General features: G+C 33.1%; 20 protein-coding genes. 15 read left to right on the top strand and 5 right to left on the bottom strand.

The window, feature by feature from the left end; translation table 11 throughout:
• Nucleotides 1–44 precede the first annotated feature (44 nt).
• The 11 genes from HMPREF2953_RS09035 (at nucleotide 45) to HMPREF2953_RS08985 (ending at nucleotide 12,100) form a co-directional block, all read left to right on the top strand.
• A complete protein-coding gene (locus tag HMPREF2953_RS09035; RefSeq protein WP_017175031.1) occupies nucleotides 45–458 on the top strand; it encodes a DUF2188 domain-containing protein in 414 nt (137 codons plus the stop codon).
• Nucleotides 459–614: 156 nt separating this feature from the next.
• Nucleotides 615–1,316, top strand: a complete 702-nt coding sequence (locus HMPREF2953_RS09030) for a GTP pyrophosphokinase (protein WP_017175030.1) — start codon at nucleotides 615–617, stop codon at nucleotides 1,314–1,316.
• Between the two features lie 123 nt (nucleotides 1,317–1,439).
• Nucleotides 1,440–2,315, top strand: a complete 876-nt coding sequence (locus HMPREF2953_RS09025) for an alpha/beta fold hydrolase (protein WP_070672957.1) — start codon at nucleotides 1,440–1,442, stop codon at nucleotides 2,313–2,315.
• Between the two features lie 91 nt (nucleotides 2,316–2,406).
• Nucleotides 2,407–3,129, top strand: a complete 723-nt coding sequence (locus tag HMPREF2953_RS09020; RefSeq protein ID WP_049334724.1) for a MerR family transcriptional regulator — start codon at nucleotides 2,407–2,409, stop codon at nucleotides 3,127–3,129.
• 117 nt (nucleotides 3,130–3,246) lie between these two features.
• Complete coding sequence (locus HMPREF2953_RS09015; RefSeq protein WP_049416321.1) at nucleotides 3,247–3,927, top strand: GntR family transcriptional regulator; 681 nt, start codon at nucleotides 3,247–3,249, stop codon at nucleotides 3,925–3,927.
• A gap of 22 nt (nucleotides 3,928–3,949) precedes the next feature.
• The gene (gene gntK, locus HMPREF2953_RS09010; RefSeq protein ID WP_049416318.1) at nucleotides 3,950–5,488 is read left to right on the top strand and encodes a gluconokinase; all 1,539 of its coding nucleotides are present in this window, start codon (nucleotides 3,950–3,952) and stop codon (nucleotides 5,486–5,488) included.
• Nucleotides 5,489–5,531: 43 nt separating this feature from the next.
• On the top strand, nucleotides 5,532–6,887 hold the full coding sequence (locus HMPREF2953_RS09005; RefSeq protein WP_070672955.1) for a gluconate:H+ symporter: 1,356 nt from the start codon (nucleotides 5,532–5,534) through the stop codon (nucleotides 6,885–6,887).
• A 158-nt stretch (nucleotides 6,888–7,045) separates the two neighbouring features.
• Nucleotides 7,046–7,912 (top strand): UTP--glucose-1-phosphate uridylyltransferase GalU, encoded by an 867-nt coding sequence (galU, locus tag HMPREF2953_RS09000; protein ID WP_049334720.1) that lies wholly within the window; start codon nucleotides 7,046–7,048, stop codon nucleotides 7,910–7,912.
• A gap of 442 nt (nucleotides 7,913–8,354) precedes the next feature.
• On the top strand, nucleotides 8,355–8,750 hold the full coding sequence (locus HMPREF2953_RS08995; protein WP_070672953.1) for a (deoxy)nucleoside triphosphate pyrophosphohydrolase: 396 nt from the start codon (nucleotides 8,355–8,357) through the stop codon (nucleotides 8,748–8,750).
• Entirely contained in the window at nucleotides 8,750–11,581 is a 2,832-nt protein-coding gene (locus HMPREF2953_RS08990) for a DEAD/DEAH box helicase (protein WP_070672951.1), read from the top strand. Before HMPREF2953_RS08995 ends, HMPREF2953_RS08990 begins: the two co-directional genes overlap by 1 nt.
• A 327-nt stretch (nucleotides 11,582–11,908) precedes the next feature.
• Complete coding sequence (locus HMPREF2953_RS08985; RefSeq protein ID WP_002448449.1) at nucleotides 11,909–12,100, top strand: hypothetical protein; 192 nt, start codon at nucleotides 11,909–11,911, stop codon at nucleotides 12,098–12,100.
• Nucleotides 12,101–12,255: 155 nt separating this feature from the next.
• Here HMPREF2953_RS08985 and HMPREF2953_RS08980 read toward each other — a convergent pair whose 3' ends face one another.
• Nucleotides 12,256–12,540 carry a DUF1413 domain-containing protein gene (locus HMPREF2953_RS08980; RefSeq protein WP_049334717.1) on the bottom strand — a complete coding sequence of 95 codons (285 nt, stop codon included), beginning with the start codon at nucleotides 12,538–12,540 and terminating at the stop codon, nucleotides 12,256–12,258.
• A 155-nt stretch (nucleotides 12,541–12,695) separates the two neighbouring features.
• Here HMPREF2953_RS08980 and HMPREF2953_RS08975 point away from each other — a divergent pair, with 155 nt between their 5' ends.
• Together HMPREF2953_RS08975 and HMPREF2953_RS08970 are read left to right on the top strand one after the other, a co-directional pair.
• Complete coding sequence (locus tag HMPREF2953_RS08975) at nucleotides 12,696–13,391, top strand: SDR family oxidoreductase (RefSeq protein WP_070672949.1); 696 nt, start codon at nucleotides 12,696–12,698, stop codon at nucleotides 13,389–13,391.
• Between the two features lie 127 nt (nucleotides 13,392–13,518).
• On the top strand, nucleotides 13,519–14,751 hold the full coding sequence (locus HMPREF2953_RS08970; protein WP_070443838.1) for an acetylornithine deacetylase: 1,233 nt from the start codon (nucleotides 13,519–13,521) through the stop codon (nucleotides 14,749–14,751).
• Between the two features lie 56 nt (nucleotides 14,752–14,807).
• Here HMPREF2953_RS08970 and HMPREF2953_RS08965 read toward each other — a convergent pair whose 3' ends face one another.
• Nucleotides 14,808–16,973, bottom strand: coding sequence for an RNA degradosome polyphosphate kinase (locus tag HMPREF2953_RS08965; protein WP_002448409.1), 2,166 nt, complete (start codon nucleotides 16,971–16,973; stop codon nucleotides 14,808–14,810).
• 102 nt (nucleotides 16,974–17,075) lie between these two features.
• Nucleotides 17,076–18,617, bottom strand: coding sequence for an exopolyphosphatase (gene ppx, locus HMPREF2953_RS08960; protein ID WP_070672946.1), 1,542 nt, complete (start codon nucleotides 18,615–18,617; stop codon nucleotides 17,076–17,078).
• Nucleotides 18,618–18,832: 215 nt separating this feature from the next.
• On the opposite strand from ppx, the gene HMPREF2953_RS08955 reads away from it, so the two are divergent.
• A complete protein-coding gene (locus HMPREF2953_RS08955) occupies nucleotides 18,833–19,651 on the top strand; it encodes an SDR family oxidoreductase (RefSeq protein ID WP_002448573.1) in 819 nt (272 codons plus the stop codon).
• Nucleotides 19,652–20,038: 387 nt separating this feature from the next.
• Here the strand turns inward: HMPREF2953_RS08955 and HMPREF2953_RS08950 are convergent, their stop codons facing one another.
• The gene (locus HMPREF2953_RS08950) at nucleotides 20,039–21,115 is read right to left on the bottom strand and encodes a M42 family metallopeptidase (RefSeq protein WP_070672944.1); all 1,077 of its coding nucleotides are present in this window, start codon (nucleotides 21,113–21,115) and stop codon (nucleotides 20,039–20,041) included.
• A gap of 159 nt (nucleotides 21,116–21,274) precedes the next feature.
• On the opposite strand from HMPREF2953_RS08950, the gene HMPREF2953_RS08945 reads away from it, so the two are divergent.
• Nucleotides 21,275–21,736 (top strand): DUF1307 domain-containing protein, encoded by a 462-nt coding sequence (locus HMPREF2953_RS08945; protein ID WP_083310603.1) that lies wholly within the window; start codon nucleotides 21,275–21,277, stop codon nucleotides 21,734–21,736.
• Nucleotides 21,737–21,789: 53 nt separating this feature from the next.
• On the opposite strand, the gene HMPREF2953_RS08940 is transcribed toward HMPREF2953_RS08945, so the two are convergent.
• Entirely contained in the window at nucleotides 21,790–23,370 is a 1,581-nt protein-coding gene (locus HMPREF2953_RS08940) for an FMN-binding glutamate synthase family protein (RefSeq protein WP_070672943.1), read from the bottom strand.
• Nucleotides 23,371–23,403 lie beyond the last annotated feature (33 nt).

The following is a 23,403-nucleotide window of genomic DNA, read 5'->3' as shown; positions in this document are numbered from 1 at the left end:
TAGGGTGGTAAAGCTTACTAAACACTATAGAGGAGCGTGACATCATGCCTTGGACAATGAATGATTATCCACAAACTTGGAAACATTTAGATGAATTAGAGCGTAAAAAAGCCATTGATATTGCAAATGCGATGTTAAAAGATGGCTACAAAGAGGGAGACGCTATTCCTATTGCAACAAAACAAGCAGAAGAATGGTACAAAGATGCCAGTAAAGAAGAATTAGAAGAATTAAAACATAAACATATTACTCAACATCAAAAAGATCCATCAGCACAACCTGAACTGAATGATGAAGATGTTCATGTATATTATGAGAATCATGAATGGAAAGTTAAAACAGAAGATGCAAAACAAGCGTCTGATACGTTTAGTACTAAAAAAGAAGCAAAACAACGTGCCAAAGAAATTGCTAATAATCGTGGTACACACGTGATTGAACATCAAAAAGATGAATAATGTAATAGAGTCCGAGTAGCAATGAAACCTGCTATTCGGATTTTTTTATGACTAAATGACTCAGACTAAATGAGTAGCGTCAAGTCTAGGTTATCATTTTTAGTTCACTTAAGAGTTAGATATAATATACAGTGATGATTAAAGGAGGCAACAAATATGTACGTAGAGAGAAAATCATCATTGTACATTGAAGAGCTACGCAGTGAATTCAAAGAAAATATTGATAAGTTTAAGAATGGAGATGAAGCATTCGATAGGCTAGTGGGTTTCGTAGAACTCGATCATCTATATTCTTCTGCATTAAAAGAGATTAGTACGAAGTTAGATATTTTAGATGACAATTTTAATCATATTTACAAACATAATCCAATTCATCATATGGAACGTCGCGTCAAAGAAATGACGAGTTTAGTTAAAAAATTGCAACGTAAAGGTTTAACTGTAGATGCAGAAACAGCGAAAACCAATATTTTAGATATCGCCGGTATTCGTGTAGTATGTAACTACCTTGAAGATATTTATGTGATTGAGAAGTTATTATTAAAACAAGAGGACGTTAAATTACTTAAGCGTAAAGATTATATACAACACCCAAAAGAAAATGGTTATCGCAGTCTTCATATAGTCGTGTCGATTCCAGTCTTTCTAGCTGATAGAGTAGAAGCTACACCAGTAGAAATTCAAATTCGAACTATTGGTATGGATATGTGGGCAAGTTTAGAACATAAAATTCGTTATAAAAATAATACCAATACAGAGGACTATAAAGACAAACTTAAAGAATGTGCAGTAGAAATCTCAGATGTCGAAGCAAAAATGCAAACCATTCACTCAGAGATTCAAGATAAAGATAAATAATTTAGTCATATAGCGAAACGATAGAAACGTATAGCTATTGTTTCGCTTTTTTATATAAAATAAAATGATATATTTTTATGATAAAATAAAATAATAGTAATATATATTTTTTGGAGTTTTAAAATGATTGAACAGAATTTTAAGTCACAACGATATGAATTAAAACAATTTAAGGGTGAACACATTGAAGTCGCATTTGCCGGAAATATGAATGCAGATAAAACCATCGTATTTATACATGGAGCAATGATGACATATCGCATTATGTTGTTGTTTGAGCCTTATTTTAGAGAGAACAACCTTATTTTTGTTAACTGTCCAAGTAGAGGCGAAAGCTCTAACATTGTAAGAGAACAACATACGTTAGATGATTATTCCGAGCGTATCAATGATGTGCTTTCACAAGTTATCGAAACATACGGTATTAAAAATTTAATTATCATAGGTTATTCTATGGGAGGTATGATTGGCACACGCTTATTAAAATTTAATACGTTACCTATTTCACATCTGGTTTATTTAAATAGTGCTGCACGTATTACACCAAATCAAAGCATGTTGTCACGTTTATTTACTTCAAATAGTAAAAGAGATCATTTTAAAGATGAGATGATTGCTTGTAAAAATTTACCGCAATATATTTTGAAAAAATCTTTTCATAACAAAAATAATAGCATTCGTAATTTATTTTCATATATTGCACCCATTAAAACGATTATTACAGATATCATTTATTCTACAAACGCAGATTACCTTCCAGATATAGAAGAAATAGAACAATTTCCTAAACTGTTATTTATTTCAGGTGAAGATGACGAAATCATTCCTTACACGGATTCACAAGAAACAATGAAAATGTATAAAAAATATGGCGGTGAAGTAAATGAGGTCGTATATTCTGGTATCGGACATATCGACTTTCCTACTGTCTTGGATAATCTGCCTAATGGAACCATAGGTATTATTGACCACATTAAACAGTGGATTCAAGAAGAATAAGACGACCGGCAGACTTCACAAGCAAATGTTAAAATCATACTTGCTTATGACGTAGCGTCATTAGCTATGTTAACAGTAGGAGGTGAATGATATGTCACACTATACGATTGGAGAATTGGCAAAACAAAGTAAAGTCACGATTCGAACATTACAATATTACGATCGAAGAGGATTACTTATAGCTCATCGACAAACTGACTCTAATCGGAGATATTATACTGACGAACATGTAAAGCAGCTTGAACTGATTTTAGTATTAAAACAATTAGGATGTACGTTAGATGAAATAAAGACATTACTTGATGAAGATACAAATATGAACACGTTTAAAACATTACTTTCATTGAGAAAAGATGCGTTACATTCAAAAGTAGAGATGTACAGTCATACATTAAATCAAATTGAAAAAGTTGAAACATACATTTCTGAACAGTCAAGTGCGCCTATTAACCATCTTACTGACATAGATGACGCTATGAAACAAGAATATAAAATAGCATACTTTAGAAAAAAGATTTGGATAAGTGCTGGAATCTTAGGGATCATACACTATAGTGGTTTACTATTAAGTCTATTAGGACGTTCAATTAAGCCATTGATCGTTATATTCCCCATCTTAATCACATATGCCATTGTGCTGACAGCAATATATTTAAAAAAGGTGTTATATCTGTGTCCGAATTGCCAGCATACATTTAAACCTACATTAGGTGCCTTCGTGAAAGCGAAACATACACCTAAAACAAGACAATTAACATGTCCCAACTGCCATCAAACACATTATTGTATCGAAGTATATCAAAACGAATCGTAATAAACACCTGGCTTATCATGAGCTAGGTGTTTTAAATTACAAAAAAGTAAGCGCTTGCAAAATTTGAAATGGTGTATTACTATACTTGTATACAAGTTAACGTATTGAGGTGAAAAGATGGAACAACATTATCCGAAACAATGGAAAAACAGAATGACTACAGGGGAAAGTATCGCTGCGGAACTCAGGTTTCAGATTGTTAACAGTACACTTGAACCCGATACATTACTAACTGAAAATCAAGTGGCTAAACAATTCGATGTGAGTCGCTCTCCAGTTAGAGATGCATTTAAACTGCTGCAAACGAATCAACTCATTCACCTCGAACGTATGGGTGCAAGGGTTCTTGAATTTGGTGAACAAGAAAAGAAAGAATTATATGATTTAAGATTAATGCTTGAATCCTTTGCATTTTCAAAATTAAAGCATATTGATAGAAAAAAAGTGATTAAAGAAATGAGAAAACATTTAGAAATGATGAAAGTCGCTGTTCAATTTGAAGATGCTGAATCCTTTACGCAACATGATCTTCAATTTCATGAAGCATTGATTCACGCCTCTCGACATCATTATCTTCAAACATTTTGGAATCATTTGAAACCCATTGTAGAAGTACTTGTATTATGTTCAATGAGAGAGCGAATGAAAACAAATAAAGAAGATTTTGACAGAATACACCGTAACCATTCGATATTTATAGAAGCGGTAGAACGTTATGATACGGATACATTAAGAGAAGCGTTTCATTTAAACTTTGATGATGTAGGTAAAGATATTGAAAGCTTTTGGTTACAATAAATAGAAGGAAGAAGGAATAGGTATGAAATACATGATTGGAGTAGATATTGGAACAACAAGTACGAAGTCAGTACTTTATGATGAACATGGTCAATTTATTACAAAACATCATATTGGCTATCCTTTACATACGCCAAACGTTGATGTTTCAGAAGAAAATCCTGACGAATTATTCGATGCCGTATTAATGACAGTCAAACATGTGGTTCGCGAATCTGGGGTGCATAAAGAAGATATTAAACTCATTTCTTTTAGTGCGCAAATGCATAGCTTAATTGCATTAGATAGCCAACACGAGCGCTTAACTGAAAGCATGATTTGGGCGGATAATCGTGCGAATCAATATGCTGACTTGATACATGAACAATATGGGGGACATGACATTTATAAACGCACAGGTACGCCCATTCATCCTATGTCACCACTCTCTAAAATCTTTTGGATGAAACATGAACAACCAGATATTTATCAAAAAACTGCAATGTTTGCGGATATTAAAACGTATATTTTCTATCAACTTTATGGAGCATACGTGATGGATCACTCTATGGCTTCAGCAACAGGTATGTTTAACTTACAACAGTTAGACTGGGATCAAGAAGCACTTGAATTACTCGGTATTTCAACCTCTCAATTGCCTCAACTTGTACCAACAACATACATTTTAAAAGGGATGAAAAAACGTTATGCCACATTGATGGGTATCGATGAAAATACACCGGTTGTGGTTGGTGCAAGTGATGGGGTGTTATCAAATTTAGGCGTTAATAGTTATAAAAAAGGTGAAGTTGCAGTCACAATTGGGACATCAGGTGCGATTCGTACAGTCATTGATAAACCTCGTACAGATTATAAAGGTCGCATTTTCTGTTATGTCTTAGATGAAGACCATTATGTGATTGGTGGACCGGTCAATAACGGCGGTGTCATTCTTCGATGGTTACGAGATGAATTACTCGCCAGTGAAGTTGAAACAGCAAAACGCTTAGGAGTAGATCCTTACGATGTACTTACTAAAATAGCGAGTCGTGTTAAGCCAGGTGCAGATGGCTTAATTTTCCATCCGTATCTTGCGGGAGAGCGTGCACCCTTATGGAATGCGAATGCACGGGGTTCATTCTTCGGGTTAACATTGTCACATCAAAAAGAACACATGATACGCGCTGCACTTGAAGGGGTGTTGTACAACCTTTATACCGTCTATTTAGCACTTGTTGAAGTAATGAATGAAACGCCAAATACGATTAAAGCAACAGGTGGCTTTGCGAAAAGTGAAGTATGGCGTCAAATGATGGCAGATATTTTTGATACTGATGTTATCGTACCAGAAAGTTATGAAAGTTCTTGTCTAGGTGCGTGTGTCCTTGGTTTAAAAGCATTAGGAGACATTGAAGATTATTCAATTATCGAAAATATGGTGGGTACGACTCATGCACATCAACCCAACCAAGATACAGTAAACGTGTATCAACAACTTGTAACGATATTCATAAACTTAAGCCGTACACTTGAAGACCGCTATGAAGAAATTGCAGATTTTCAACGTAAACATATGAATTAATCTACGTATTTAAATCAATTAAACGTCAAAGGGGAGAAGACAAATGGGAACAATATGGACACTAGCAAGTGTTGTTATTGGAATCGTATTACTATTGACACTGATTATTTTCTTAAAACTAAACACATTTATTTCATTAATTATTACATCGATTGTCACGGCCATCTTATTAGGCATGCCTTTAAATAAAGTAATGGAAACGATAGAAGCAGGTATGGGCGGTACCCTAGGTCATATTGCACTTATCTTTGGATTAGGCGCAATACTTGGCAAATTACTTGCAGATGGTGGAGGCGCCAATCGTATTGCAGATACACTGATTGATACGTTTGGACAAAAACATGTTCAATGGGCGATGTTGATCGCAGCTTTCATCGTTGGTATTGCATTATTCTTTGAAGTAGGACTCGTATTACTCATTCCACTTGTATTTACCATTGCTAAACGTGCTAAAGTGTCACCACTGAAATTAGGATTACCTATGGTAACAGCGTTATCTGTGACACATGGTTTCTTACCACCACATCCTGGTCCTGTGGTCATAGCAAAAGAATTAAAAGCGAATATTGGACATGTGTTACTATATGGGATTATTATTGCCATTCCAGTGACACTCATTGCAGGTCCGATTTTCAATACATTTGCCCAAAAACTTATCCCTTCTGCTTATACACGTGAAGGGGATATTTCAGCACTTGGTTCACAAAAAGAATTTAAAGCATCTGAAATGCCAAGTTTTGGTTTAAGTATACTCACTGCTGTATTACCTGTTATTTTAATGTTATTATCAACGGTTGTTCAATTAGTGACTGGACATGAAAATGCTAAAAATCTGTTTGAACAAATCATTTACTTTATCGGTACAGCAGGTACAGCGATGCTAATTTCAGTCATCTTTGCTATTTTTTCAATGGGCTTACATAGAGGAAGAAAAATGGATGACATTATGAAATCTGTGACGAATGCTATTTACCCAATTGGGATGATGATTTTAATTATTGGTGGTGGCGGTACATTTAAACAAGTTCTCATTGATGGCGGTGTAGGGGATACGATTGCTAAGTTATTCGAAGGTTCAACCCTATCACCTATCTTACTAGCATGGATTGTCGCTGCAGTATTACGTATTGCCCTAGGTTCAGCAACTGTTGCAGCGATTTCAACAACAGGTATCGTCTTACCATTATTACAACATTCAGATGTAAATGTGGCACTTGTCGTACTTGCCATTGGTGCAGGTAGCGTGATCTTATCACACGTTAACGATGCTGGGTTCTGGATGTTTAAAGAATATTTCGGATTGACCGTTAAAGAAACCTTCTTAACTTGGTCATTACTTGAAACCATCATTTCAGTATCGGGTATCATCTTTATCTTATTCATTAGTTTGTTTGTATAACTTATAAAAGAAGTGAGAGAGAAATCAATGAATTTCAATCTTACTTCTTATTTTTTTATAGCATGGAAGAATACAGTCAATCGCTATGAATGACAATAAAAGAATGATAAACTTACTTATAATATAAAAGACAGAATGCGTAAAGGAGATATTCGAGTTTGAAACAGATAAAGAAAGCCATCATACCTGCGGCTGGTTTAGGGACACGTTTTTTACCAGCGACAAAAGCCATGCCTAAGGAAATGCTTCCTATTTTAGATAAGCCAACGATTCAATATATTGTTGAAGAAGCGGCACGTGCAGGCATTGAAGATATTATTATTGTGACGGGTAAACATAAACGTGCGATTGAAGATCACTTCGATAATCAAAAAGAATTAGAAATGGTCCTTGAAGAAAAAGGTAAAACAGACTTATTAGAAAAAGTACATTATTCTACAGATTTAGCGAATATCTTCTATGTACGCCAGAAAGAACAAAAAGGATTAGGACATGCCATTTATACCGCACGTCAATTCATTGGTAACGAACCGTTTGCAGTATTATTAGGTGATGATATCGTGGAATCTGAAGAGCCAGCGATTAAACAATTAATGAATGTATATGAAGAAACAGGACATTCTGTTATTGGGGTGCAAGAAGTGCCTGACAATGTGACTCACCGTTATGGCATTATTGATCCATTAGAGAAACAAGGTCGTCGCTATGAGGTGAAACAATTTGTTGAAAAGCCTGAACAAGGTACAGCACCTTCTAATTTAGCGATTATGGGACGTTACATTTTAACGCCAGAAATTTTTGATTATTTAAAAACACAAAAAGAAGGCGCCGGTAATGAGATTCAATTAACCGACGCGATTGAACGTATGAATAGTGCTGTTCCAGTGTATGCATATGACTTTGATGGTGATCGTTATGATGTTGGAGAAAAATTAGGATTCGTTAAAACGACAATAGAATACGCGTTAAAAGATCCTAAAATGAAAGATGAACTCGTCACATTTATTAAACATTTAGGATTATAATAATTAAAGTGCCTAAGACATTGAAGAACAAGTGGTGATTCTTCAATCTTCTTAGACACTTCAATCTCATCAAAACTAAACCTAAAAACAGGACACACCCTATTTTCCGCTAAGGCGTGCCCTGGATTAGAGAAGAGATAAATTGTCGACAAACACTTCTCTAACCATCAATCCTCAACATCTCAGAATTTTTTTCTGAGAATCTTTTCCTCAGCGTCTTAGGACTTCTCCTAAGACATTTTTATTATATAATATAAAATTTGAATATCATAGATATTGCAATAGTAATAATTCGACTAATAATAGCACTTTTCGGGAGAATTAAAATTTTCTTAGATAAGTGATGTTTTATTTTTAAAGAAATTCAATCCTAGTATGTTATTGATGAAAAAGCGAAGTTTGATAAAATTATAATAAATAAACTAAAACAGAGGTGTTATTTATGAAAAAACATATTAACGTTGTTGGTGCAGTTATTTATTCGGAAAATAAAATCCTATGTGCACAACGTAATGAAAATATGAGTTTACCTCTAAAATGGGAATTTCCAGGTGGAAAAATAGAAAAGGGAGAAACAGAAGAAGAAGCTTTAATTAGAGAAATAAATGAAGAAATGAAATGCGATTTAACTGTAGAAAGTAAAATAATAGCAGCTGAATATGAATACGATTTTGGGATCGTTAACCTTACAACTTATAAATGTACATTAAATAATGAAATGCCAACTTTAACAGAACATAAAGAAATAAAATGGTTAGAACCCGATGAACTTACTGAATTGGATTGGGCGCCTGCTGATATTCCAACTGTAGAAATAATTGTTAAAGGTAAAAATTAATGGAAGACAAACTAATATTAAATCTAAAACAATCCTTAAAAAAAGGATTTATTGATAAAAATCTGACAAATGAAAGTAATTTAACTCCTAAGTTACTTGTAAACAATAATAATCAAAACGTGCTTACTTCTATTATTAATGAATTAGAAAAATGTTGTTCTTTTTTTATATCTGTAGCATTTATAACAGAAAGTGGTTTAGCAAGTTTAAAAACTATATTCAATGATTTAAATCATAAAGGGATTAAAGGTAAGTTAATCACTTCTAATTATTTAGGTTTTAATACACCCAAAATGTATAGAGAATTATTAAAACTAGAAAATATAGAAGTTCGATTAACTGATGTAGAAGGCTTTCACGCTAAAGGATACATATTTGATCATAAAGATTATTCTTCAATGATTATAGGAAGTTCCAATTTAACATCGACTGCTATGAAAATAAATTATGAACATAATATTTTATTATCTACTCATAAAAACGGAGAGTTAATTTATAATTTAAAAAATCAATTTGAAGTGCTTTGGGAAAATAGTATAAGTCTAAATTCTCAATGGATTAATGATTACGAAGAAATATTTGAGTCTAAATTATATAAAGATTTTTTAAAAATAAATAGAGAACAAAATCATTTGGTTAACCGATTTAAAAAATCTAATGAAATCCAACCTAACATTATGCAAGAAGAAGCATTAATGTCTTTAAAAAATCTTAGAAATTCTGGAGAGAATAAAGGATTAGTAATTTCTGCAACTGGAACAGGTAAAACGATTTTATGTGCCTTAGATGTTAGAAACTATAATCCTCAAAAATTTTTATTTATTGTTCATAATGAAGGTATTTTGAAAAAGGCAATGAAAGAATTTAAAAAAGTTCTTCCTTTTAATCAAGAAACGGATTTTGGCTTTTATACTGGTAAACATAAAGATATCGAAGCAAAATATCTTTTTGCAACAATTCAAACATTGTCTAACAATAATAATTATGAAGTTTTTGATAAAAAAGAATTTGATTATATTGTTTTTGATGAAGCTCATAGAACAGATGCATCGACCTATCAGATTATAATGAATTATTTCCAACCTAATTTTATGCTTGGAATGACTGCTACACCTGAAAGAACCGATGAAGGAAATATTTTTGAGTTATTTGATAATAACATTGCTTATGAAATTAGGCTACCTAAAGCTTTAGAGAGCGATATTTTATGTCCTTTTCATTATTTTGGAGTAACTGATTACATTCATAATGGTGTAACAAGTGATGATTATACTGAATTAAAAGATTTAACTTCAGAGGAAAGAATAAAACATATTATTGAAAAAACAAATTATTATGGATACTCAGGTAGTCAGTTAAAAGGACTTATTTTTGTAAGTCGAAAAGAAGAAGCGACTGAAATAGCTGAAAAACTATCGTTTAATAATATTCCGAGTAAAGCTTTAATAGGCTCAGATACTCAGAATAAGAGAACAAAAGTAATAAATGAATTGGTTAATGGAAAAATAAATTATATTGTCACTGTTAATTTATTTAATGAAGGAATAGACATTCCAGAAGTTAATCAAATAGTAATGCTAAGAAGTACTCAATCTAGCATTATATTTACTCAACAACTTGGAAGGGGCTTAAGAAAAAGTTCAGAAAAAGAGTTTGTAACGATTATCGACTTTATTGGAAATTATGAAAATAATTATTTAATTCCTATTGCTTTATCAGATAATCAATCTCATAACAAAGACGACTATCGAAAATTTCTGACTGAACCTAATAAATTAAGTGGTGTGTCAACTATTAACTTTGAGGAAATAGCTAAAAAGAAAATTTTTAAATCAATTGATCATGCTAATTTAAATAGTACTAAAATAATAAAAGAAGCATTTGAAAGTGTAAAAGAAAGAATAGGTAGAACACCTATGCTTATGGATTTCATTACTCAAAATTCTATTGATCCCAAAGTGATTATCTCTAAGTTTAACAATTATTATTTATTTCTGAAAAAATATAATTATATTGAAAAAGATTTTAATAAAGATGCTGTTAAAAATTTAACTTTTTTATCAAAAGAATTACTACCCGGATTAAAACAAGCTGATTATAAAATTTTAGAAAGTATAATAAGTGAAAATAATTATGCATCAATACCTAAAGATGACTTGGAAACTTCTTTAAATATTCTATCTTTAAACTATTTTGGAAAAAATGAAAATGAAAGATATGGTAGTCCAATTATAGATATCAAGAGAAAAAGACTAAGTAAAACTTTTTCTAAGTATCTTGAAGATGAAGATTATCAAGCATTTGTTTTGGATATTCTAGCCATAGCAAAATATTATAATAAAAAAATTCAAGATTCTGGAAATGATTTAATCTTATATAATCAATATACACGCTTAGATTTTCTTAAATTAGTAAATTGGAGAAATCATGAGAAAAATATGGCAAATAATATATATGGCTATAGAATTTTGGATGAACACATACCATTATTTATTACTTATCATAAGTCAGAAGATATAGATGATAGTATAAAATATGAAGATCATTTCTTAAATCAAGAAGAGTTTGCTTGGGTTTCAAGAAAAAATGTATCATTAAAGAATAAAGAAATAAAGCAAATTATTAATCATAAAGAGGACGGAAAGACAATATATATTTTTGTTAAGAAAAATGACTCTGAAGGCTCGCAGCATTATTATTTAGGAGAAGCTGAGTATGTGAAAGGTAGCGCAAATGAGACAACTAATGTCACGGAAGATAAGATTGTGACCATGAATTTTATAATGAAAACTCCAATTAGAGATGATATTTATAGATATTTAGTAAATTAAATAGCGATTTATTGTTAGTTTTAATTAAATTAAATACATTGGGTGAATATATATTTAAACGTATTTTATCACTAAATATTTTTTAGAAAAGAAGCATAAGATTTAATGATTTTATGCTTCTTTTTTAATTAAAAAGGAATATGAAGGTATCGAAACTTTTTATTCCCTAACATACTTGTCATTTAAATTCAACTTACATGTGAAAAAATGAACAAACAAATTTTCAAATTATTGAACTATTTGTGAAAACCATCACATACCCCTTTTAAAATAAAAAAAAGCGTGTATGATAAGAATTGTAAGGAATAAGTAATTGGAGTGATACTAATGAGAAAAGTAATAGAAGGCGTTATCTTTTCTGAAGAAGGCAGCTACGATATTTATTTAAAAACAGGCGTAAACCAAGGATTAATTAGTGATATAAAAGATGGATATATGACAATTGATTCAATGTCTTATTTAGACGCTGAACGTCTATATTTCTATGGTCTCGAACGTAAAACACTAGTTACAAATTAAAATACAAAATTGAATGACCTCCTATAACATTCAAGAACGTATCCTATCATGCCCTCGTTGGTGAGCAGTCGAGGGCATATCCTAAATATACCCCCAATCATTTTTAGATAATGTGTTAAAACCCGCATCTCACTTCCCTTGATGCGGGTTTATTTTTATGATAAAGATTTAAAGTTGTTCTTCACTTCATTATATTGGTACTCTTGATTATATAATTTGAACTTATAGCCATCTTCACTAGAAAAAGGCATTCGAATATTTGGAATGTGATCCATTCGTGCAATAAATTCTCTTTCTTGGCGTGTACGTTCTTTGACACTCATGTGTAACCATTCTTCTTTAGTAAATAAATCTTCGAAACGAAATGAAAAACTTGTGCGACCTACTTTTTGACGTAATGCTTGAACTAATGGACTAAAATCTTTCGCAATCACAGACATATCTATTCCCCTTTATTTATAGTCATATATATCTTCACTTTATTACGTTTAAGTTTAAATTACAATCTATAATTGAGACTTTAAATTGATAATGACGTTTATGTATAAAGAATTATGGAAATGGAATGAATAAACAACAATAAAGGATGATGAATATGGCTAAATTAACAAATAAAGTTGCGATGATTACAGGTGCAAGTAGTGGCATTGGTGAAGCAACAGCCAAACGACTTGCTGAGGAAGGTGCTAAAGTTGTGCTAGCTGGTCGTAGTGATGAGAAGTTACAACGTGTTGCAGAACATTTGAATGAAGGCGACTACCTTATTACGCCAACCAATGTGATGTATCGTGATGACGTTGATGCTCTTGTAGAAAATGCGATTGCTAAATTTGGAAAAATTGATATCTTTGTCAATTGTGCAGGCATTAACTTATCTTCTAAAATCACAGATTACAAAGTAGACGATTGGGATAAAATGGTTGATACGAATATTAAAGGATTGTTATATGGTCTGAATGCTGTACTTCCTCATTTTGAAGAACAATCTAGTGGTCATATTGTCAATATGGCATCTATTTCAGGCTTTGAAGTTAATAAGACGAGTGCATTATACAGTGCAACGAAATCTGCTGTATTACGTATTGTAGAAGCTTTAGAAAAAGAGCTTGCGCGAACGGGTATTAAATCAACCAGTATTTTACCTGGAATGGTAGATACACCTATGACAGAAGGATCTGACTTTGGTGATAGAAAGAAATTAGATCCTGAGAATATAGCGGATGCGGTGATTTATGCAGTGACGCAACCTGCACATGTGAATGTTAATGAAGTTGTCGTTCGTCCAGTTTAAATCTAATGAGAATAAAAGCGTTTCGTGCCTATGGTAGGAAACGTTTTCTTTTTTTATCCGTCAATATTGGTGTTGAAATGTTACACTTAGATTGAAAGATCATATAACTTAAAAGGGTGATAAAGTGATGGAACAACGTTTATTTGAATTGTTAGATGTATTAGTTAAATATAATACGGAGAGTCCTCCTGGACGTAATACGGATCCTTTACAAGATGACATTGAACACTTATTAAAAACACTAAATTTTGATATTCAACGTGAACATTTATATGAAAATGATAGTGTTATCGTCGCAACATTAAAAGGGGAAGATGAGGATGCACCTAAATTAATTCTCAATGGTCATGTAGATGTGGCGAATGTGGACGATGATTCTAATTGGCAATATCCACCGTTTCAACTGACTGAAAAAGAGGGATGGCTATATGGTCGTGGTGTGAGTGATATGAAAGGCGGTATGGCCTCGCTGTTTTATGTGCTTGAAAAGTTACATCAAGAAGGACGACGACCTAAAGGAGATATTGTCGTGCAATCTGTAGTAGGAGAAGAAGTGGGTGAAGCGGGAACGAAACGCGCATGTGAAATTGGTCCTCAAGCAGATTTGGCATTAGTATTAGATACAAGTGAAAATATGGCACTTGGACAAGGCGGCGTCATTACAGGATGGATTACGGTTAAAAGTAAGAATACCATTCATGATGGCGCACGTAGTCAAACGATTCATGCAGGTGGAGGTTTATTTGGTGCGAGTGCAATTGAAAAAATGACCAAAATCATTCAAGCACTGAATGAACTTGAACAGCACTGGGCAGTGATGAAACATAGTCCTGGTATGCCACCAGGTGCGAATACGATTAATCCAGCAGTGATTGAAGGGGGACGCCATCCTGCTTTTATTGCTGATGAATGTCGTTTATGGATTACGGTTCATTATTTACCGAATGAAAGTTATGAAGACGTTACAAAAGAGATAGAAGCGTATTTAAATCGTGTTGCAGATGCAGACATTTGGTTGAGAGAGAATCCGTTACAGTTCGAATGGGGCGGTGAATCAATGATAGAAGATAAAGGAGAAATTTTTCCAAGTTTTACTATTCCATTAGAACATCCAGGCTTTAAACAATTACAAGATGCACATTATCACGTTCATCACAGTGAAATGAAACATGGTATGAGTACCACAGTGACAGATGGAGGTTGGACAGCTCATTTTGATATTCCAACCATTTTATATGGTCCAGGTAGTCTAGAAGAAGCCCATAGTGTAGATGAAAAGATAGAAGCACAAGAACTTCAAACTTATAGTGATGTGTTATATACATTCTTAAAACACTGGTATGAACATCCTGAGAAATAAACTAAAAAGCCAAGTCGTGCTGTTGAATGACACGACTTGGCTATTTTATAGTCACATTATTTTTTTAACGTGTTTCGAAGACGATTGACCCAGCTAGCTCTTCTTTTAGAAATGACGGGCATTCCTGAAGGCTGGGTTGCCTCCTTTTTTAGCTTTTTACCATACTTAACTGCTTCTTTCATCAAGTAAGCTTGTGAATTTAATGGAGATAAATCATTTTGAACGTAATGATACTCACCATACTGATCTTGATAACGTCCTTTTTGATTATCAGATAATTGTAAATTCATAAAGTCTACAAGACGTTTACCGATTTCTTTATCTTCTACAGGGAATAAGATTTCAACACGTTTAATCATGTTACGTGTCATGACGTCTGCAGATGATAAATAAATACGTTCGTCTCCATTATTGTAGAAGTAATAAATACGAGAGTGTTCTAATAGACGACCTACAATACTTACAACTTCAATATTTTCACTGACACCTGGAATGCCTGGTTTTAGGCAACAGATACCGCGAATAATGAGTTGAATGGTAACACCCGCTTGAGATGCTTCAAATAATTTTTCAATGATGGCCTTATCCGTTAAGGAATTCATTTTCATCATAATTTTACCGTTACCATGTTGACGATGACTTGCAATTTCTTTATCAATCCGATCAATAAAGACGTCACGAATATCGAAGGGTGCGACAATTAATTTATTATATTCAGGTTTAACTGAATAACCACTTAAATAGTTAAAGAAATTAATGGCATCTTCAGCAATTAATGTATCTGTCGTAATCACACCCATATCTGTGTATAGTTTTGCAGTTTTATCGTTATAGTTACCTGTACCTAAGTGTACGAATGAAGTTAATTTGCCTCCGATGCGTTTAACGACTAGAGCAATTTTACTATGCGTTTTTAAATGGGTCATACCATAAATAACGTGACAACCAGCATCTTCTAACATACGTGCCCAATGAACGTTATTTTCTTCGTCGAAACGCGCTTTTAATTCTACAAGGACAGTCACTTGTTTACCATTTTCAGCCGCTTCTTTTAAGCTTTTAATAATGGGTGAATCTTTACTTACGCGATAAAGCGTTTGTTTAATCGCAATCGTGTTAGGATCTTCAGCTGCTTCACGAATAAAGTCGACGATAGGTTCAAATGATTCATATGGATGATGGAAAAAGACATCACGTTTTAATGCAAGATCATACACATTATTGTTACCTAATGAACGTGGAATTTGTGGTGTGTATTTATCATATGTTAAATATTTTAATTTATGGGATAGATGATCAACTAAGCCAAAGATAAATGTTAAATCTAAAGGTCCGTTAAGTAAGTAAACATCTTGTTCATCTACTTCTAACGTTTCTGTTAGCCAACCTAAATCTTCGATAGAAGCGGTACGATTGTCGACTTCTAAGCGTACAGCAGAACCACTTTTACGTTCTTTTAAGAAACGTTCGATTTCGATAAGTAAGTCTTCAGCGCCATCTTCATGAATCGTTAAATCAGCATTTCTAGTAATTCTAAATGTAAAGGTATTTAATACTTCATAGCCTGTAAATAAGTGATTGATGAAGTGTGTAATGACATCTTCTACCATGACTACATATTGTTTTGAACCTTCATTATAAGTTAAGAATCTAGGGATAAGAGATGGAATTTGAACAATAGCTGAGTTAATGGCATCATCTGTATCGATATCTACGAAGATATTTAGACTTTTATTATTTAGTTTTGGGAAAGGGTGATATGCATCTATACCAAGTGGTGTTAACGTTGGTAAAATCGTGAGTTTAAAATCCCTTTCTAACTTACTTAAAATAGAGTCAGATAAGTTTTCTGGTTTACACATCACAATGTCATAATTGCGTAATTCTTCGATAAGTTCGTTATAGCGTTCATATTGCATATTGACATATTTTTTAGCTTTTTCTTGAATAGCATCTACTTGTTCTTGTGGTGTCATTTGTGTTTTATTTTCAGGTTTATCGAATCCCATTTTTACTTGGTCTTTTAAACCAGCCACACGCACCATAAAGAATTCATCTAAGTTCGAACTAAAGATAGATACGAAATTTAATTTTTCTAATAGTGGATTGTTGTTATCATAAGCTTCTTGTAATACACGATAGTTGAAATCTAACCAACTAAGTTCGCGATTATTATAGTATTTCGGCAAGCTAATATCATAGTCTCCCAATTGAGTTTGCATATTCAAAATACACCTCGTCATTTCTTCGATTATCAATCTTTCTATTTATAAACATATATAGTCTATGACAGAACTATCTATTCATAATATAGCATACAAATTTTAAGATTTTGTAAAGACAATGGATACTGATCCTTTAAGAATCTTTTCAATATGCTTTTTCTGTCTTAATGCTTGATATTTCTCAGCAATCGGTTCGCCTTCAGTATAATGTACGGTCAGTTCATAATCGTCATTGCCTTTTTTCGTTTCTTTTAAACTCACGTCTTGAACAAAGCCAGTTTGTGAAATATTTAAAGCATTCACAAATTTAATAATGCCACCTAATGCTTGAATGGTTTCAATTTCCTTATTACTAAACCAATCTGTTTCTTTACAATAGAACTTAAGTAAAGATTTATTTTTAAAACTTGCTAAAAGGGCGAGTTTAACGCGATCTTTATGTGTATAGCCATTAATCATTGAGTTCGCGATAATATAATACGTATGTGGAGAACTTGAATCTGAATCAATAAATCTACCTAAATAATAAATATAGGCGCCTGCTTCAAATAGACGTTGCTCTGCGTCATTAATCTTTAAATCACCTAAATCCATTAATTGTTTTAATAAAGATTGTGCTAATTTTAAACGACCTTGCGAGCTATGTTCTTCGATATGATAGTCATGTGCTAAGAAATAAATCGCTTCTTTACGCACATTATGTTTGTCAAATACATCTGGATAGCGTGAGCGAATTTGTTTAATAATATAGCCTTCACGTAAGCCATTTCTTGAAAATGTGAATTGCTTAGCATCTATTTTTTTATAAAGGGTCTTAAATACTGATACTGCTGGAAGAATAATATCTGCACGATCGCGACTTAATCCATCTAGGTTATTTAATTCGTCACGTGAACTTTTACGTATTATGTTGTACACTTCATCAATATCTTTATCTGACATTGTATAATTGTGTACGCCACTTATAGGATAAGTGTGTTCAGATTGATGAATACGTGCTACGTTACGTGCAGAACCACCAACGCCGACTAAGGCAACCTCTTGATCTTTAAGCCAATCCAATGTACTAAATTGTTGAGATAAAAATTTCTCCATATCTTTGATCGCACCTTTATCATTGTGGTCTTTGCCATCAAAGAATTTATGTTTTAACGTGACTACACCGAAAGGAAAACTATGTGATTCAAATAGTTCTTTATCCTTAAATAAAGTAACTTCCGTTGAACCGCCACCGATGTCTACAGATACGCCATTTTCAATTTCAGTGGTATGAATAATAGCATAGTAACCATAATATGCTTCTTCTTTTTCAGGAATAATTGAAATTTCAATATCAATTTCATCTTTCACTTTTTTAACAATGTCATCTTTATTCTTAGACTGACGAATCGCTGCTGTTGCGATAGGATGTAATGCTTTTACTTTAAATTTTTCAGATACAGATTTAAAACTGCGTAATGCTTCAATGAGTACGTTAATGCCTTCTTGGCTCATTTTATTTTCTTTTGTCAAGTATTGACTCAAGCGAGCAGGCGTTTTAATGTTGAGCAATTCATTTAATCCTGCATCTTTGCTAAATCTAAAGATAACTAATCTAATCGTATTTGAGCCAATATCTATCAATCCTATACGTTCTTCCATCATGGCCTCCTAAGTCTTTCAATACTTCCTATTATAGTTTTATTTTACATGAATTTTATAAATAGAAAAAGATACGAATCCTATTTGCATTTCTTTGGATGTAGAAAAGAATTCAATTGTAAAACGATTTCATTTTTAGTATAACGTTTAATCTAAACTGTTTAGTGGAACAATAAGGTTGTATTAGAAAACAAGTTCACTAGGAGTGTGACAAGATGAAACGTTTAGAAGATAAAATTGCAGTTATCACAGGTGCAAGTACAGGTATTGGACAAGCATCAGCAAAAGTGTTAGCTAAAGAAGGGGCGCATGTCTTAGCACTTGATATTTCAGATGAATTAGAAAAAACTGTAGATGACATTAATCAAGAAGGCGGTAAAGCGACAGCTTATAAAGTTGACATCTCTCAAGATCAACAAGTGAAAGATTTTGCTGAGAAAGTTAAACAAGACTATGGTCACATTGATATTATCTTCAACAATGCAGGTGTAGATAATGGGGCAGGACGTATTCATGAATATCCAGTTGAAGTATTTGATAAAATTATGTCTGTTGATATGAGAGGGACGTTCTTAGTAACGAAATTCTTATTACCATTAATGTTGGATAATGGTGGTTCAATCATTAATACAGCTTCATTTTCAGGACAAGCAGCAGACTTATATCGTTCTGGTTATAATGCCGCTAAAGGTGGCGTCATCAATTTCACTAAATCGATTGCGATTGAATATGGACGTGAAAATATTCGTGCGAACGCGATTGCACCAGGTACCATTGAAACACCGCTTGTAGATCATTTAGCTGGTACATCTGAAGATGAAGCGGGTAAAACGTTCCGTGATAATCAGAAATGGGTCACTCCACTTGGTCGTTTAGGACAACCTGAAGAAGTAGGTAAATTGGTTGCTTTCCTAGCATCAGATGATAGTTCATTTATTACAGGTGAAACGATTCGTATTGATGGCGGTGTGATGGCATACACTTGGCCTGGTGAAATGTTAAGTGAAGATAAATGGAAACATTCTGTAGAATAAATCATAATGGATATATTAGCATTTAAGTGTGAGAGATGGCTTCAATGTGAAGCTGTCTCTTGCTTTTTATGTATTTAGATAAATTACCATATTTTATGAAAATGTTATAATGTTGATGTCGTCTTTCCTTTAGACGGTCGTACGTTTAAAGGGGGTGAAGTTATGACGTTAATATTTGTACTCGTTATCGCACCTATATTAAATAGGTGGCTCAATATATTGTTTGATTATTGGTTTGAACAATATAAGAATAAAAAAGACGGCAGATAATCCAATACACAAAGAACCCCTAGTCTAGGGCAATAGACTAGGGGTTCGTATCGTTATGACGTTAATACTCGTTAATGTGATATTAACATAAGTAGATGTAATATTTCAATATTCAAATTACCATTTGATTTGATTGTACGTTTGGTCATTTAAAGAACGTACAATTTCAGTGATTAATCGTACTGAATTTTCATAATCATCTGTATGGAGAACAGATACATTTGAGTGCATATAGCGTAATGCTACACCAATGGCAATTGTTGGAATACCATCGTTAGCAACATGGATACTACCAGCATCTGTACCACCGCGTGGTGTGGTATCCCATTGAACCGTAATATAATGTTTTTTTGCCACTTCTTTAATATGTTGACGTAAGCCTTGATGTGCCACATTTGAAGCATCCATTAAAATAATGACTGGACCGTCACCAATGGCTGTATCACTACCATATTGTGCCATTCCAGGTGTATCGTATGCGACCGCAACGTCGACTGCGATAGCTAAATCGGGGTTGATTTTATTTGCTGCGACTTTAGCGCCACGTAAACCAACTTCTTCTTGTACAGTGCCACCTGCATATAAATTAATACCAATTGATTCATCTTTAAGATTGTTAAGTACGTCAATAGCCAGTGCACAACCGTATCGATTATCAAATGCTTTGGCAGTTAAATATTTACCATTTGCAAGTTGTTCAAACTCACTATAAGGTGTAATCATATTTCCAATTTCAATACCGTATTGTTCAGCATCTGCTTTACTTCTAACACCAATATCAATAAACATGTCTTTGATATCGATAGACTTTTTGCGTGCGTCTGGTTCGAGTACATGTGGAGGTTTAGAACCAATGATACCTCGTATCTCTTTACCATCGTCAGTCGTGATAGTTACTTTTTGAGATAACATCACTTGGCTCCACCAACCGCCAATAGGTTGGAATTTAATAAACCCGTTATTGTCAATTTTAGTGACGATGAATCCAATTTCATCTAAATGACCAGCTAACATTAATGATTTAGATCCCGTTTTACTTTTCTTTTTACCAAAGATACTACCCAAACCATCTTCGATAATCTCATCACTAATAGGTGTTAAATAGTCTCGCATTTTTTCTTTAACTTGGTATTCATAACCAGCGATACCATTAACATCTGTTAATGTTTTTAGTAATTCGATAGATTCTTTCATACATTGAGTCCTCCTAAAATGTTGTTAAGTGTATTGTAGCATGAATAAAATGAATTTTATGAAAAATAGTTTATCATATCTATGTAAATTAAATGTATCCTATTCATAGTTAGTAAGTGATATAATTTGTGTAAAATTAATATGGGGAAGTAGATGAGTATGATGAAAAAAGTCTTAACATTATTTGCGTTGTTAGTGTTAAGTGTGAGTATATTAGGAGCTTGTACTCAATCACGTTCAAAAACATACGAAGGTGATATTGATGGTAAGCATGTTCTTACAACATTAACTTATAAAAATAATAAAGTGATTAAACAATCAACTGTCAGTACGTTAAAATATGAGGACCTCGGAATGTCTAAACAAGAAGGTAAAAGATCTTTTAAAGATTATCGTCCATTAAAAGGAAAAAAGGGTGTAACATATACGCTAAGTAGTAAGCATCAAAAAATAGTTGAAAATATAGATATTGATTATAACAAAGCAAACTTAAAAGACGTTAGTCGTTACTTTACATTAGCGCATTATTCTAAAAACTATAAAAAAGTAACAATGGACGGTACGGTCAAAGAACTTAAAAAAATTGGATTCCAGAAAAAAAGCAATATGAATGAAGAATAATATAAAAGTGAGACAACAATTGGCTTAGATGGATTGTCTCACTTTTTTGTTGACTATTGAATAAGTTTTAATTTATAACTTGCGATATCTTCAATATGTCCATTTTTTCTTTTAATCACAATATGATCTTCTGTAATTTCGTTTGGGCTTTTAACACCTACTGCAGCCGCAACATTAAATAATCCTTCATGTAAACTCGTCACATAGTTTGTGACACGATATTGCTTTTCTTCAACAATTAAAGCTTTTTCTTTTTTAGGATCAGTTGTTGCGACACCAACAGGGCAAGTATTTAAATGACATTGTTGACTCATAATGCAACCAATACTAATCATCATACCTCTTGCAATATTACATAAATCAGCACCAAGTCCGAGAGCAATGGCTACTTTATCAGGTGTAATAAGTTTTCCAGATGCGAATATCTTCATATATTTGCGTGCATCATAACGTTCTAAAACACCAGTAACGATTGGAAGGGCAGTAAAAAGTGGGAGGCCAACACCATCTTGTAATTCTTGGAATGTTGCGCCAGTTCCACCTTCACCACCATCAACAGTAATAAAGTTTGGATAAATATCTAGATTAATCATTTCTTGAACAAGGGCCTCAACTTCATCAACTCTGCTTACAACAATTTTAAAGCCTACAGGTTTCTGACCGAGCTTTTGCAACTTAGCTACAAATTCTAATAATTCTTTCGGATTATTAATGAAATCGAAACGGTTAGGCGAGTTGACAGTCTGATGGGGTTCGATACGACGAATTTTAGCAATTTCTTCTGTGACTTTATTGCCCTCCATATGACCACCACGGGTCTTAGCACCTTGTGCAAGCTTAATTTCAAATGCTTTAACTTCTTTATAGTTTGCCACATTTAAGAAAGCTTCTTCACTAAAAGCACCGTCTTTATCTCTCACGCCGAATAAACCTGGTCCAATTTGATAAATAATATCGCAGCCACCTTTAAGATGATATTCAGATAATCCACCTTCCCCTGTATTCATCCATGTGCCAGCACGTGCAAGTCCTTGAGATAATGCAGTAATCGCGCGCCCACCTAATGAGCCATAACTCATACCAGATTGGCCTACTAAACGTTTGACTTTAAAGGGATGTGCTAATTCTTCGCCTATAATAACTGCATGATCATCTGATAAATAATAAGGATCGATGTGTTTATTCTCACGATGTTCTTCACGCTTAAACAATCGTTCATTATCGATTGAATAAATAAATGTTGAAATCATTGAATGGTTATCAATTTGAAGTTCTGACTTTTGTAATGGAAACATAGCGTTTCGAATATAAAAGCCTTCTTCATAGTTTTTTTCTGTACCAAAACTAGTCATTCTTAAATGATATTTACCTGCTAAAACGATATCAGTATATTGATTTCTTGAAAATGGTTTTCCTTCGGTATCATTTGCAAATAAATATTGACGTAATTCTGGTCCTATTTTCTCTGAAAAGTAACGTACTCTGCCTAATACAGGAAAGTTACGTAACACACTATGTTGTTCTTGTCTTTTATCTTTGAATAAAAGAAATAATCCAACCATTAATATAGAAAGTAACACCATAATAATAAGAATATTAACTATAAATTGCATGACAGTAAGTAAAGTTGTCATGCCCATCCCCCCTCAATTCTCTTTATACTGTAA

The sequence above is a fragment of the Staphylococcus sp. HMSC072E01 genome, assembly GCF_001814125.1.
GTDB lineage: Bacteria > Bacillota > Bacilli > Staphylococcales > Staphylococcaceae > Staphylococcus > Staphylococcus hominis.
Note: the sequence above shows the minus strand (reverse complement) of the source record. Positions and strands in the feature narration are given on the sequence as shown.